The organism is Pantoea sp. X-Soil-ISGK-421, from assembly GCF_059730785.1.
This window is the reverse complement of the sequence record NZ_AP035979.1, coordinates 2,087,700-2,101,371: the sequence shown is the minus strand read 5'-3', so window position 1 is coordinate 2,101,371 and position 13,672 is coordinate 2,087,700. Positions and strand designations below refer to the sequence as shown.

Annotated in this window: 11 protein-coding genes; 6 read left to right on the top strand and 5 right to left on the bottom strand. The window is 53.0% G+C overall.

Features of this window, described 5'->3' with window-relative positions; all coding sequences use genetic code 11:
• Positions 1-186 precede the first annotated feature (186 nt).
• Positions 187-1,143, bottom strand: coding sequence for a DUF1471 family protein YdgH (gene ydgH, locus AC6I8K_RS09785; protein ID WP_497826638.1), 957 nt, complete (start codon positions 1,141-1,143; stop codon positions 187-189).
• A 539-nt stretch (positions 1,144-1,682) separates the two neighbouring features.
• Here ydgH and pntA point away from each other — a divergent pair.
• Both pntA and pntB read left to right on the top strand, forming a co-directional pair.
• Entirely contained in the window at positions 1,683-3,212 is a 1,530-nt protein-coding gene (gene pntA / locus AC6I8K_RS09780; protein ID WP_483817447.1) for a Re/Si-specific NAD(P)(+) transhydrogenase subunit alpha, read from the top strand.
• A gap of 11 nt (positions 3,213-3,223) precedes the next feature.
• A complete protein-coding gene (gene pntB / locus AC6I8K_RS09775) occupies positions 3,224-4,612 on the top strand; it encodes a Re/Si-specific NAD(P)(+) transhydrogenase subunit beta (RefSeq protein WP_064738754.1) in 1,389 nt (462 codons plus the stop codon).
• Positions 4,613-4,689: 77 nt separating this feature from the next.
• Here pntB and uspE read toward each other — a convergent pair whose 3' ends face one another.
• Together uspE and fnr are read right to left on the bottom strand one after the other, a co-directional pair.
• Complete coding sequence (gene uspE / locus AC6I8K_RS09770; RefSeq protein WP_497826637.1) at positions 4,690-5,646, bottom strand: universal stress protein UspE; 957 nt, start codon at positions 5,644-5,646, stop codon at positions 4,690-4,692.
• Between the two features lie 118 nt (positions 5,647-5,764).
• Positions 5,765-6,517, bottom strand: coding sequence for a fumarate/nitrate reduction transcriptional regulator Fnr (gene fnr, locus AC6I8K_RS09765; protein WP_008106391.1), 753 nt, complete (start codon positions 6,515-6,517; stop codon positions 5,765-5,767).
• Positions 6,518-6,813: 296 nt separating this feature from the next.
• On the opposite strand from fnr, the gene smrA reads away from it, so the two are divergent.
• Positions 6,814-7,380 (top strand): DNA endonuclease SmrA, encoded by a 567-nt coding sequence (smrA, locus tag AC6I8K_RS09760; protein WP_483817444.1) that lies wholly within the window; start codon positions 6,814-6,816, stop codon positions 7,378-7,380.
• On the opposite strand, the gene AC6I8K_RS09755 is transcribed toward smrA, so the two are convergent.
• Entirely contained in the window at positions 7,377-8,297 is a 921-nt protein-coding gene (locus tag AC6I8K_RS09755; RefSeq protein ID WP_483817443.1) for a LysR substrate-binding domain-containing protein, read from the bottom strand. The two genes, smrA and AC6I8K_RS09755, sit on opposite strands and share 4 nt — an antisense overlap.
• Before the next feature lie 322 nt (positions 8,298-8,619).
• Between AC6I8K_RS09755 and AC6I8K_RS09750 the strand changes: the two genes are divergently transcribed.
• Positions 8,620-9,954 (top strand): MFS transporter, encoded by a 1,335-nt coding sequence (locus tag AC6I8K_RS09750; RefSeq protein ID WP_497826636.1) that lies wholly within the window; start codon positions 8,620-8,622, stop codon positions 9,952-9,954.
• Positions 9,955-10,042: 88 nt separating this feature from the next.
• A complete protein-coding gene (gene hglS, locus AC6I8K_RS09745; RefSeq protein WP_497826635.1) occupies positions 10,043-11,380 on the top strand; it encodes a 2-oxoadipate dioxygenase/decarboxylase HglS in 1,338 nt (445 codons plus the stop codon).
• A gap of 67 nt (positions 11,381-11,447) precedes the next feature.
• Here hglS and AC6I8K_RS09740 read toward each other — a convergent pair whose 3' ends face one another.
• A complete protein-coding gene (locus tag AC6I8K_RS09740; protein ID WP_497826634.1) occupies positions 11,448-11,882 on the bottom strand; it encodes a DoxX family protein in 435 nt (144 codons plus the stop codon).
• 192 nt (positions 11,883-12,074) lie between these two features.
• Here AC6I8K_RS09740 and AC6I8K_RS09735 point away from each other — a divergent pair, with 192 nt between their 5' ends.
• Positions 12,075-13,592 carry a carboxylesterase/lipase family protein gene (locus tag AC6I8K_RS09735; protein WP_497826633.1) on the top strand — a complete coding sequence of 506 codons (1,518 nt, stop codon included), beginning with the start codon at positions 12,075-12,077 and terminating at the stop codon, positions 13,590-13,592.
• The last annotated feature ends 80 nt before the right edge of the window (positions 13,593-13,672 follow it).

The window sequence follows — 13,672 nt, the reverse complement described above, 5'->3', positions numbered from 1 at the left end:
ATGCTGGGTGGTAACGATTCCGCTAGCGTGTCGCGTGGCAATGAGCCAACTTTGAAACGGAATCCCCTAAAACAGGCGGCAGATTTTACGGAGTGCGATACGGGAAGGCAATGCAAGACTATGCAAAATTGTGCAGAGATTATGCAAACAACAGAAGAGGGCGACGGACGCCGCCCTTAATGAGGATTACTTAAACAGATCGGCGGTGACGGTCAGATTGCCGCCGCTCTGGTTCTGCCATTGACGCGTGATGTGATAGTACTTAGCCCCTTTTGCCACTGCGCGTTTGCCGACTGCTTCAGAGATTTCAGTTGGCGTACCGAAGTGGTCGGAGAAGGTAATGGTATCGAACGGCTGCATCTGCGCCGCGGTAATCGCATTCACTTCCTGTACGCTGCGGCCATCAGCGGTTTTCACGGTATAACGCTCACCGGTTGAACTTTGGGTTTCGAAGAAACGACCCACGTTGCGGCTTGGTGTATCCGAAGAGGCTACGCCAGGAATGGCCACTTTCGTTGCAGCTGTACCGCCTGCGGCGAGCGCTGCTTTGCCGGCTTCGGAATCTGCTGGGATCGAATCAGAGGTGTTCTGCACCTTACGCTCTGGTGCATCAGCTTTATAAACGTAAGCGGTAACATATTGGTTGCCGCCGTTGTTCGCATCAACCTGACGAACAATAAAGAACGATGCAGCACCTTTATTTTTGGCAGCCTTCGCAATCGCTTCATTAACGTCTGGCTGGCTTGAGAAGAAACCGTTTACCGACACGGTATCATAAGGCTCAAGGCGATAAGCTTCTGCTTTCGGCAGCTCTCTCACACCGGAGAAGGTACGGTATTTAGTGGCATCATCGGCTTTTGGTGCATTGGCTTTGTACAAATCAGCCGTTACGCGCCAGTTGCCGCCGTTGCCGTTGCTGTCATTAATACCCTGAACATAGAAAGAGTCAGCGCCTTTAGCATCGGCTTGTTTAGAGATGGCATCTGTTGCATCGCCAATGGCATTGAAACGGCCGCTGATATTAATACGTTCGAATGGTTTCAACGCGGCCGCTTGCTCTGGCGTTAACTCTTTAGCAGCGAACGCATTTGCTGCCAGCAGTGATAACAAGGTTGACGCCAGAATGGTGTTCTTCAGCTTCATAAAAATGATCCTTCGCCTTACGCAAAATGAGTACGAAAACGTGCTGGACTCTTGATGTATAACAGATTAGCCGCTGATTATTGCATGTAATAATCAGCCTGTCTCAGCCAATTTAAGCGCATAAGATTGACAATCTCTGCAGTTTATTCATCAGCCTGTCATTTACTTCTGTTACGGCTCTTTTTTGCACAGATAACCGGTTAATCTGGTAACACATAGTGCCATAATAGTTAACGCGTTGTTAATTAAAGGTTTTTAAAAATACTTAATTCGACATGACACGATTTTGCGCAGCAGAATATTTTTTAATTTGTTCCAAATGCAGTTGCAAACCGCGGCATTCAATCGTAGCGCCTGAATATTTGCGTGAATGTCATAAGTAGGCGTTATCGCTGTGGATCGCTGTTCATATTTTCAGTAGGTTATAAAGACTTTGTTACATTGTGCATTTTGCTCATAAAAAGCTGAAACTCTGTTTCAGCTTTTAAGTTTTATGCCTCTTACACAACCTCGTCCTTTAATTGTTGAAAGGAAACAGTATGTTAATTGGGATACCCAAAGAACGGTTAGCCAATGAGTCGCGCGTGGCTGCCACGCCTAAGACCGTTGAGCAACTGATCAAGCTGGGATTCAGCGTAACCGTTGAACAGAGCGCAGGACTTCGCGCCAGCTTTGATGATGAAAGCTTTATCGCCGTGGGCGCCACCATTACCCATACCCATGATGTGTGGCAATCAGACATCGTTTTAAAAGTGAATGCGCCTGACGACCAGGAAATCGAATTAACGCGTGCCGGTAGCACGCTGGTGAGCTTTATCTGGCCTGCGCAGAATCCTGCATTGTTGGAGAAGTTGGCTGCGCGCAACGTCACCGTGATGGCGATGGATTCGGTACCGCGTATTTCACGTGCGCAGGCGCTTGATGCGTTGAGCTCAATGGCGAACATCGCCGGTTATCGTGCCATCGTTGAAGCCGCTCACGAATTCGGTCGCTTCTTCACCGGCCAAATTACCGCTGCCGGTAAAGTGCCGCCGGCAAAAGTGATGGTTATTGGTGCAGGCGTCGCAGGATTGGCGGCAATCGGTGCGGCAGGCAGTTTGGGTGCCATCGTGCGTGCTTTCGATACGCGTCCAGAAGTGAAAGAGCAGGTGCAAAGTATGGGCGCCGAGTTTCTGGAACTGGATTTCGAAGAAGAAGCGGGCAGTGGCGATGGCTATGCCAAAGTAATGTCTGAAGCCTTTATTAAGGCAGAGATGGAACTGTTTGCCGCTCAGGCGAAAGACGTCGACATTATTGTGACTACCGCGCTGATTCCTGGCCGTCCCGCACCGAAGCTAATCACCGCTGAGATGGTGGCTAGCATGAAGCCGGGCAGCGTGATTGTCGACCTGGCCGCACAAACCGGCGGTAACTGCGAATTAACGGTTGCCGATCAGGTGACCCTAACCAGCAACGGCGTGAAGATTATCGGTTACACCGATTTGCCAAGCCGCCTGCCAACGCAGTCCTCACAGTTATACGGCACCAACCTCGTCAACCTGCTGAAGCTGCTGTGCAAAGAGAAAAACGGTGAAATCACCGTAGATTTTGAAGACGTCGTGGTGCGAGGCGTGACGGTGATTCGTGATGGCGAAGTGACATGGCCGGCACCGCCGATTCAGGTTTCCGCCGCACCGAAAGCGCAACCTGCTGCACAGCCGCTGCCGAAGGCCGAAGCGAAACCGGTTTCGCCGTGGCGTAAGTCTCTGCTGCTGGCGTTGGCGGTCGTGCTGTTTGCCTGCCTGGCCAATGTGGCGCCGCCTGACTTCCTGTCGCACTTCACCGTCTTCGCACTCTCTTGTGTCGTCGGCTATTACGTAGTGTGGAACGTGAGTCACGCCTTACACACGCCGTTGATGGCTGTCACTAACGCCATTTCCGGCATTATTGTGGTGGGCGCGGTGCTGCAGATGGGCCACGGCGGTTGGGTAACGATGCTGTCGTTTATCGCTGTACTGATTGCCAGCATCAATATCTTCGGTGGTTTCACCGTCACCCAGCGCATGCTGAAAATGTTTCGTAAGAATTAAGGGGTAGCAACATGTCTGGCGGATTAGTTACTGCAGCATATATTGTTGCCGCGATTCTGTTTATTTGCAGCCTTGCCGGTCTCTCGAAACACGAGAGCTCTAAGCAGGGTAATATTTTTGGCATGAGTGGCATGGCGATTGCGCTGCTCGCAACTATTTTTGGCCCAAATACCGGAAACGTTGCCTGGATTCTTGTGGCGATGGTGATCGGCGGTGCGATTGGCTTGCGCCTGGCGAAGAAAGTTGAAATGACCGAAATGCCGGAGCTGGTGGCCATTCTGCACAGCTTCGTGGGGTTGGCGGCGGTATTAGTGGGCTTTAACAGCTTCATCGATCACGCTCCAGGCCTTACGCCGGTCATGGAAAATATCCATCTCACCGAAGTGTTCCTCGGCATCTTCATTGGTGCAGTAACCTTCACCGGGTCCCTGGTGGCGTTTGGTAAATTGCGCGGCAAGATCTCTTCTTCTGCGCTGATGCTGCCCCATCGTCATAAAATGAACCTCGCTGCGTTGGTGGTCTCCTTCCTGCTGATGCTGTGGTTCGTGCAAACCGAGAGTACTGGCGCGCAGGTGTTTGCGCTGCTGTTGATGACCATCATTGCATTGGTGTTCGGCTGGCATCTGGTGGCGTCTATCGGCGGTGCGGATATGCCGGTGGTGGTCTCGATGCTGAACTCTTACTCCGGTTGGGCAGCGGCGGCAGCGGGCTTCATGCTGAGCAATGACTTGCTGATCGTCACTGGCGCGCTGGTCGGTTCTTCCGGTGCCATCCTCTCCTACATCATGTGTAAAGCGATGAACCGCTCCTTCATCAGCGTAATCGCCGGTGGTTTTGGTACCGACGTGAGCGTGGGTAGCGAGAGCGATGAAGTGGGTGAACATCGTGAAATCACCGCTGAAGAGACTGCAGAGCTGCTGAAAGCCTCTTCTTCTGTGGTGATCACGCCGGGCTATGGCATGGCGGTAGCTCAGGCGCAGTATCCGGTTGCCGAAATTACCGAAAAACTGCGTGCGCGTGGTATCAAGGTTCGTTTTGGTATTCATCCGGTTGCGGGACGTCTGCCTGGCCACATGAACGTACTGCTGGCGGAAGCGAAAGTACCTTACGATGTGGTGCTGGAAATGGACGAGATTAACGATGACTTCAGCGATACCGATACCGTTCTGGTCATCGGCGCGAATGACACCGTTAACCCAGCCGCGCTGGAAGATCCACGCAGCCCCATCGCTGGTATGCCAGTATTGGAAGTGTGGAAAGCGCAGAACGTGATTGTGTTTAAACGTTCGATGAATACCGGATACGCAGGCGTACAGAATCCGCTGTTCTTTAAAGACAACACGCAAATGCTATTTGGCGATGCGAAGGCGAGCGTTGAAGGTATTCTGCGCGCGCTATGATAAAGCAGGAGGGCGATGTGATTCATCGCCCTGAGTAGCAACAAAAAGGGCGGCCATTGCGAGCCGCCCTTTTTTAATCAATCGTCTTCATCTTCTTCGTCATCATATTCAATCGGCGATTTGAAATCATCCGGCTTGATCGCCAGCAAATCACAACGTAAATGGTCAATCACCTGTTCCGCGGTGTTACCGAGGAACGCCGCTGACAGACCGGTACGACCGATGGTGCCAAGCACCACAATCCCGGCATCCAGATGCGAGGAGATATCTGGAATCACTTCCTCTGGCAAACCTTTCGCCACATGGGTGAACTCTTCGCTGATGGAGAATTTCTGACGCAGCGCTTTCATCGCCACTAAATGTTGGCCGCGAATCGCGTCGTTGTAAACGCTAGGATCAAAGTCGGGAAGTTCAATAGCGATGTTGATGGGCGTAATAGGATAAGCGCCGACTAAATGGACTTCGGTGTGATTTACCATTTCAGCCAGCAGCGTGGTTTCACGAATCAGCTTCTGATTAAGTTCATCATGGTGCGGCTCCTCGCTGGCTAAATTGACCGCAACCACCGCTTTGCCGCCTTCAGGCCAGGCCTGATCTTTCACCATCCAGACCGGACAAGGGCATTTACGCAGCAGATGCCAATCCGTCGGGGTGAATATCACCGCTTCCAGACGATCGTGCTGGTGCGCCATTTTCAACACTAAATCATGCTGATGCGCCAGAATTTCCTGGATGATGGCTTCATATGGCCGATTATGCCAAACCACTTTGATTTCAATCTCAACGCCGGCTTCAATATACGCCTGTGCTTGCTGGCGGATCCATTCGGTACGTTGGCTGATTACGCCTTTACGCATGTTGGAGCGCTCATCGGGCGACAACAGCGTGGTCATTTCATATGAGAAGTCGTAGATAGGCAGGAAAGCTTTGATTTTTCCGCCGATACGTTGATTGAGATAAACCGCACGCCGCAGCGCAGGCTGATCGTCCTGCTGGGCATCAATAGCCACCAGAATATTTTGGTACCGGGACATAAGCCGATCTCCTAAAACCAAAGCAAGTTGGAATAAAGATAGCCTAAGTTTGGACAGGGCAGAAGGGGAAAAGTTGTTGCCGGATCAATAAAATAACTTTTATCAACCCGGCAAAGAATTACGCGGCTTGTTCGGTCTGGCCAGCTAATTCTGCCAGCAGAGCATGGTTCTCGATGGTGATATATTTGCCTTTAACCGCCAACATGCCACTTTTCTGGAAGCGGCCCAGCAAACGGCTAATCGTTTCTACGGTTAGTCCCAAATAGTTACCAATGTCGCCACGCGTCATGGTCAGACGGAATTCACGCTGCGAGAAACCGCGCTGGCCGAAACGACGCGACAGATTCCAGACAAACGCCGCCAAACGCTCTTCAGCATTTTTCTTCGACAGCAGCAAAATCATATCCTGATCGCCTTTAATTTCGCCGCTCATTAAACGCATCATCTGCTGGCGCAGCGCGGGCATTTTACCGGAGAGATCGTCAAGCGTTTCAAACGGAATCTCGCACACCATTGCGGTTTCCAGCGCCTGGGCAAAGCTAGGATGTTTTGCCCCCACAATCGCGTCAAAACCGACCAAATCACCTGCCAGGTGGAAGCCGGTAATTTGCTCGTCGCCTTGCTCAGTGATGGTATAGCTTTTGATGGTGCCGGAGCGGATAGCGTAAAGGGATTTCAGTTCATCACCGGCTTTGAACAGCGTCTGGCCTTTCTGGATCGGCTTTTTGCGCTCAATGATGTTATCAAGCTGATCCAGTTCGTGCTCGTTCAGCGTGAAGGGAATACACAATTGACTGATGCTGCAATCCTGGCAATGGATGGCACAACCGCCAGACTGAATACGTCGTATGCTGCGTTTTTCCTGGATCATATAGTTACGCTCGATGATTATTGACTGCGGTCAATTTTAACATTTTTCCCGACGAAGTGAACTCATCCGAGCAGTAAATGTCCTTAAAACCCCACAAATGTCAGGTATTACGCGGTCTGCGACGAATTAACGAAGGGGCATTTATTGATCTGGAACGTTTTGTTGCCAGGTTTACAGCTCCTTACGACTTATTTCAGCGCAAAAAGTGACAGATGTTTTGCCAATAATCCTTTGCTACTATTTTGCTTCAGCGTCGAAAAGGACGCTTAGGCAAACACCAGGCGAGAGGAAACACCATGAACCTTGATGATGAAAACCTTTTCCGTGATGCCATGGGTGACGTAACCCCCTTAAAAAATTGCGCTAACACCCAGTGGCTGCCTGCGCCTTCGCCCAAAGCGTTGCGCTTGCCGCAGGAAAGTGATGAGCAGGAAAATTATCTTACGCGTGGTTTTCTCGACATCATTCCGCTGAGCACGGCGCTGGAACATAAGGTCGATGGCGTTCAGCAGGGCGTGCTGGATAAACTTCGTTTGGGTAAATATCCGCCCGAAGCCAGCCTCAATTTGCTGCGTCAACCCGTAGAGACTTGTCGTCAGGCGCTATTTAGCTTTATGCAGCAGGCTACCAAACATGGATTGCGCAATTTACTGATTATTCACGGCAAAGGACGCGACGATGAGTCGCATGCCAATATTGTGCGCAGCTACGTGGCGCGCTGGCTGCAGGAGTTTGAACAGGTTCAGACTTTTTGTACCGCGCAACCGAAAGACGGCGGCTCTGGCGCGCTCTATGTTGGCCTGCGTAAAACCGAACAGGCGCGCCTCGAAAACCGTGAACGTCATGCTAAGCACAGTCGCTAACTGTGGAATTTTCGAATAGTCGCCATCAAAACTTCGGCGCTCAGACTTAACGGGCTACCGCTGCGGGTAATAATGCCAACCGGCTCGCCGGGGCCCGGCGAGGCAATCGGCAGCGCGCACAACGCATCGTGATTCAAATCTTCCTTAATGGCGCCAGAAGGCACGAACCACACATAGTCGTAGCGCAGTGCCAGCTGACGTGCCAACGATGTTGACGAGGTTTCGATGCAATTTGCCGGTAACGAACAACCTTGTTCATCCAGCATGTGCTGCGCAATGCGGCGCGGTGCGGTGCCTTCCGGCGAAATCACCACCGGCCACTGCATCGCGCGCGACAACATGACGTTGTCACTTAATAGTGGGTGGTCGGGACGCACCACCAGTTTAAGTGATTCGAGAAACAACAATTCATAGGTCAATCCGGCCATCATGTCGCTGTCCGCCATGCGCCCAATCCCGACATCAAATTCCCCCGCACGTAAACCGGCCAACAGCACGTTGTTGTGCAGCGTGGCGACCTGCACCGTGGTATTGGGTTGTTGCTCATGGAAGCGATCGAGAATTTGCGGCAGCATGCCCATCGCAGCCGTAGTCAGCGCACCGAGTCGAATGACCACCGGTCGTCCCGGCTGCACTGCGTTAAAGCTCTGACCAGCATGATTGAGGGCATCCAGCACTTTCACCGCATGAATCAGGAACTGTTCGCCCAGCGTAGTGAGTTGTGCGCCAAGCCGTCCGCGCTCAAACAGCCGTGCGCCCGCCAGCTCCTCCAGTTCATTAAGCGTCTTCGACAGGGCAGGCTGGCTCAGATTGAGTGTTTCTGCGGCACGGCCTAACGTGCCTTGCTGCGCCACCGCCACAAAGGTATGTAAATGACGCAAGCGAATGCGCTGATTGAAAAGGATATTTTTGTCCATACGCTCAACATAATGAGTTGCGCCGAGTGGCGGCAATGGGAAAACATGAATTATGTTAACTTGCCTGCAAAATTATATTAACAAAATCGCGGCAATGCTACGTTTGTGGCTAACACGCTGTATTGATTGGTAATGCTGAAAACAACATTGTTTGTCGTGTCTTCACAGTTATAAGAATCAACTGCTTAAGATGCTAAAAGTTGAATAGTTCTCAATTACAATCAAAAAACCTGCCAGTTATTGTTAACGATGAGCTATGATAAGCGCCGTTTTTTTTACTAAAACTGATGCCCTAAACGGTTAAAAGTGCAGGAGTCGTTACGTGACCAGCGTTGAAGCAGTAGACGTTCGCCAGCTTATCAATAAGAGTGCGCTTAGCAGCTGGCAGAAGCGCTTAATCGCGCTGTGCTTCGTGGTTGTTGCGCTGGACGGCATGGACATTGCACTGATGGGTTTTATTGCGCCCACGCTGAAAGCCAGTTGGGGCGTCACTAATCATCAACTCGGCATGGTGATCAGCGCCGCACTGATTGGGCTGGCGCTGGGAGCGATAGTTGCCGGACCGCTGGCCGATCGTTACGGTCGCCGCGTGATGATCCTCATCAGCGTGCTGTTTTTTGGCCTCTGGACGCTGGCAACAGCGATGGCGCAGAACATTGAACAGATGATGCTTTTCCGTTTTCTTACCGGTTTAGGGCTCGGTGCAGCCATGCCCAACGTTGGCACGTTGGTGGCCGAATATGCGCCGGAACGCCGCCGCTCTTTCATTATTACTGTCGTATTCTGTGGCTTTACGTTCGGCGCCGCCACAGGCGGTTTTGCCGCTTCCTGGCTGCTACCGCGCTATGACTGGCACTCTGTAATGCTGATGGGCGGCGTATTGCCGCTGCTGGTGCTGCCATTTCTCGTGCGCGGCTTACCTGAATCGGTACGTTTTCTGATTAGCCGCCACGCGCCCGCCGCACGTATTCATGCCATCCTCGAGCAGATGTTGCCGGGCAGCGTGCAGCCGGGTAGCCATTATCAAAGTACTGAGCTGCCCACCGCTCGCAAAGGTTCTGTTGCGACGGTGGTGTCGCGCCGCTATTTGTTCGGTAGTTTGATGCTGTGGGGCGGCTACTTTATGGGGCTGTTCCTGGTCTATTTGATTGGCAGCTGGATGCCTTCGCTGATCAGCACGCTGGGCATGTCGGTGACAGAAGCGGCGATTGTCACGGCGATGTACCAAGCCGGCGGCACAATTGGCTCGCTGTTTGCCGGTTGGCTGATGGATCGCATCAACGCCAATCTGGCGCTGGCGCTGATTTACTTCTGCGGCGGCATTGCCATTGTGGCACTCGGTTTTTCACCTGCGCAGGTCGGCCTAATGAGCGCCATCGCTTTCTTCAGCGGCTTCTGCTTCAACGGTGCCAATACCGGTATGAATGCGCTCTCTGCGAGTTATTATCCTACACATGCGCGAGCAACGGGTTCCAGCTGGATGCATGGCGTAGGGCGCATCGGTGCCATCCTCAGTGCATTTGTGGGGGCAGAACTATTAACGCTCGGCTGGTCATTCAGTCAAATCTTCCTGCTGCTGGCCATTCCTGCCGTATTAACCACCCTCATGCTGGTGCTGAAATGCCGCTTTGGTGACCCGTCAAACCTCGCTGAGTGACAAGGCGATCACAGTTCCGCGAAATTGTTACCCGCGGCAAAAGGGTTGATCTACAGTAGCAACAACCCGTTAGCCCAAGGTGATGATAATGCCAAATTTTCTCAGCAGTGATGCGATTCGTACGCTGTTCTCTCAGGCGATGTCGGCGATGTATCAGCAGGAAGTGCCGCAATATGGCACGCTGACGCAGCTGGTTACCGCCGTTAATGAACGTACGCTGGAAGCCAATCCCGAGTTAAAAAATCGTCTCTCAGCGGCAGATGAGCTAAGTCGCCTGAGCGTCGAGCGGCACGGCGCCATTCGCGTCGGCAAGGCCGATGAACTCAGCACGTTACGCCAGATGTTTGCCGTCATGGGCATGGAAGCGGTGGGCTATTACGATCTGTCGCAAGCGGGAGTACCGGTGCACTCCACGGCGTTTCGTCCCATCAACGACCGCGCTTTGCGCATCAATCCGTTCCGCGTATTCACCTCTCTACTGCGCCTTGAACTGATCGATGATACGGCGCTGCGCGAGAAGGCCGCTGCGATTCTCGCCGCGCGCGATATCTTTACACCGGGTTGCCGCGCATTAATCGCTAAATATCAAGAGCAAGGCGGCTTAAACGCTGTAGATGCCGCCACTTTCGTGCAGGAGGCGCTAGAAACGTTCCGCTGGCATGCGCACACCACCGTAGACAGCGCCACCTATCGCGCACTGAGCCAGCAGCATCGTCTGATAGCCGATGTGGTGTGTTTTCGCGGTTGCCACATTAACCATTTGACGCCGCGCACGCTGGATATTGACCGGGTGCAATCGCTGATGCCTTCACGCGGCATCGATCCCAAAACCCTGATTGAAGGCCCGCCGCAGCGTAAGGTGCCCATTCTGCTGCGTCAGACCAGTTTCAAAGCATTAGAAGAAGCGGTGCATTTTAACGATGGCACGCCGGGCACGCACACCGCGCGCTTTGGTGAGATTGAGCAACGCGGCGCAGCGCTGACGCCGAAAGGGCGTGAACGCTACGATCGACTGTTGGCCGAAGCCGGAACCGGCAGTGATAATCAGCATCACCAGCAACATCTCAGTGCGGTATTCGGTGAGTTCCCTGACGACGAAGAGACGTTGCGTGAGCAGGAGCTGGCGTGGTTCCGCTATCGCCTGACTGATAAAGGTGAACATTTGCCGCCTCGCGCGGGCGAAAGCGTCACGCAGTTACTGGCAGAAGGGCGATTAACCGCCGAACCGATCGTTTACGAGGATTTTTTGCCGGTCAGCGCCGCGGGGATTTTCCAGTCGAATTTGGGCGATGTCACGCAAACGCGCAGCGCAGGCAATGCCAGTCGGGCGGATTTTGAAAGTGCGTTAGGCGCAGCGGTGCAGGATGAAATGGCTTTGTATCAACAGATGCAGCAGCGCAGTTTGGCACGGTGTGGCGTAGCGTAAAGGGAAGGTGTGAGCCGGCCTGTGAAGTGGCAGTAACACTTCAGCAGACCGGCTGTTTTTCTTGTCGTTATTGCAAGCGCGAATCACGCACCAGCGTGTACTTCCCAGCACCTAAAAACATAATGGCCAGCGCGCCAAGCAGGTAAAGCGCCTCTGTTTCCAGCGCCCAGGCACCGACATCTGTGCGATGCCAGACGGTGCCCATTTTTACCAGCAGTGTCGCGACAAGCATATTCACGGCAATGATGAATGCCGCAGGGCGCGTCATCAGGCCGATAATCACCATTATGGGTGCCGCTATTTCCCCGATGTAAGCACCGTAAGCGATGAAACCTGGCATTCCTTTGACGGCGAGCATATGCGCAATCCAGCCCACGCCATGCACCACCTTGAACGCCCCATGAAACAGCAGGAGTCCGCCAAACGTCAGGCGTAACAGCAGTTTGCCGAAGTCCGGGTGGTCACACATCCGGTTGAACATCTGGTTAATTCCACCAAACATCGTGTTTCTCCGTCGCGCCAGGTTAACGTGTAACCTTAAAACAAATGGTCTCAATGCAGTTAGCCAAAATATTTGATGGAGTTATTCAAAGAATCGCGCCGCGTTTCGGCTTAATCTGCAAATGCTTTCAGAACATGGACATTCGTCCGAGGCCTGCAAATAATGGAACGATGCATTATCAGGGAAGCCGAGATGAAAAATGAACGACGTCTGAGGATCATGACCGCAGAAGGTGAACTCAGAGGTATGATGGACGAAGATCTTTTTGTCTTCAAAGGAATACCCTACGCAGCAGCACCCACTGGCGCTTTACGCTGGCGACCGCCGCAGCCGGTTCAGCCGTGGCAGGATGTGCGTGATGCCACTCAATGGGGCGCAGCAAGCTGGCAGAACCGGCACTACTGCATCGCGGCTGGCGGCGGCGATCCGGGACATATGAGTGAAGATTGCCTCTACCTGAATATCTGGACCCCGGATGTTGAGCCATCGCGGCCCTTACCGGTTATGGTGTGGTTGCACGGCGGAGGTTTTTCCATTGGTGCGGGCAATCTCGATCCCTATCGCGGTAAAGCACTGGCGGCACAAGGCGTGGTGGTGGTGACGCTCAACTATCGGCTCGGTCACTTCGGTTTCTTCTCTCATCCGGCGCTGGATGCGCAATATCCTGCAGGTCGGGTAATCAACAACTTCGCCTTACTCGATCAAATTGCTGCTTTACAGTGGATTCAGCGCAACATTCCTGCGTTTGGTGGCGATCGTCACAACGTCACACTTTTTGGTGAATCCTCCGGCGCACGCAGCGTGCTGTCACTGTGTTGCTCCCCGCTCTCAGAAGGGCTGTTTCACAAAGGCATCGTGCAGAGCGCGTACAGTCTGCCCGATATCCCGCAAAAACAGGCACAGCAGATCGGTTTGCAAGTCGCTGCGCACTTTGATTTGGCGGAAAACGCCAGCCCTGAACAGCTGCGCGAACTGCCCGCCGATCAATTCTGGCCATTAGAACGCCCGCTGGCGCTGGGGCCGGTGCCAATTAGCGGCGATGCGGTACTGCCGAAACCGATGTTGAATACCTTCATGTCCGGCAAGCAGCATCGCATCCCGTTGATGATTGGCAGCAACAGCGATGAAGCCAGCGTGCTGGACTATTTTGGCGTGGATGCCACAGCGGTGTTGCGGCAGATGCGCAGCAAGAATCGCGTCAGTTATCGTCTGATGAAGTGGCTGTACGACATTCATGATGATGCGCTGCTAGGACGTGCGGTGGCGCGCGATATGGCATTCACGGTATTGCCATTGATCGTGGCTCAGGCGCAACACAACATTGGCATGCCCGCATGGCGTTATTGGTTCGATTACGTCTCTGAAAACGCGCGCGATCTCTATCCGCACGGCACCTGGCACGGCAATGAAATTCCCTATGTCTTTAACACGCTCGATACGCTAACGCCGGCGGCGGAACGCAGTTACAGCGCGCAGGATAAAGCATTTGCTAGCGAAGTCAGTGCCTATTGGGTCACCTTCGCGCGAGAAGCGAGCGAATTCAGCTCGCACCTACCCGCAAAGGTTAATTGGCCAGTCTGGCGACCGGCGGAAGATCTGACATTGGCGTTAGGCGATCAGGGCAAAGCGCAAGCGATCGTGAAGGCGCGATTTATGCGTGGACGGCTGCGGTTATTCCGTTTAATGATGCGCAGCCACGTGAAGCTTTGATAAGCCTGCTAATGGTTCAATTAGGCAAATGAATTTTTAAGCCAAATTCGCGACTATCTTACTGATTAATCATCAAAGTG

Coding starts and splice junctions, on each gene's coding strand:
- ydgH (WP_497826638.1), bottom strand. CDS start 1,143: ATGAAGCTGAAGAACACCATTCTGGCGTCAACCTTGTTATCACTGCTG.
- pntA (WP_483817447.1), top strand. CDS start 1,683: ATGTTAATTGGGATACCCAAAGAACGGTTAGCCAATGAGTCGCGCGTG.
- pntB (WP_064738754.1), top strand. CDS start 3,224: ATGTCTGGCGGATTAGTTACTGCAGCATATATTGTTGCCGCGATTCTG.
- uspE (WP_497826637.1), bottom strand. CDS start 5,646: ATGTCCCGGTACCAAAATATTCTGGTGGCTATTGATGCCCAGCAGGAC.
- fnr (WP_008106391.1), bottom strand. CDS start 6,517: ATGATCCAGGAAAAACGCAGCATACGACGTATTCAGTCTGGCGGTTGT.
- smrA (WP_483817444.1), top strand. CDS start 6,814: ATGAACCTTGATGATGAAAACCTTTTCCGTGATGCCATGGGTGACGTA.
- AC6I8K_RS09755 (WP_483817443.1), bottom strand. CDS start 8,297: ATGGACAAAAATATCCTTTTCAATCAGCGCATTCGCTTGCGTCATTTA.
- hglS (WP_497826635.1), top strand. CDS start 10,043: ATGCCAAATTTTCTCAGCAGTGATGCGATTCGTACGCTGTTCTCTCAG.
- AC6I8K_RS09740 (WP_497826634.1), bottom strand. CDS start 11,882: ATGTTTGGTGGAATTAACCAGATGTTCAACCGGATGTGTGACCACCCG.
- AC6I8K_RS09735 (WP_497826633.1), top strand. CDS start 12,075: ATGAAAAATGAACGACGTCTGAGGATCATGACCGCAGAAGGTGAACTC.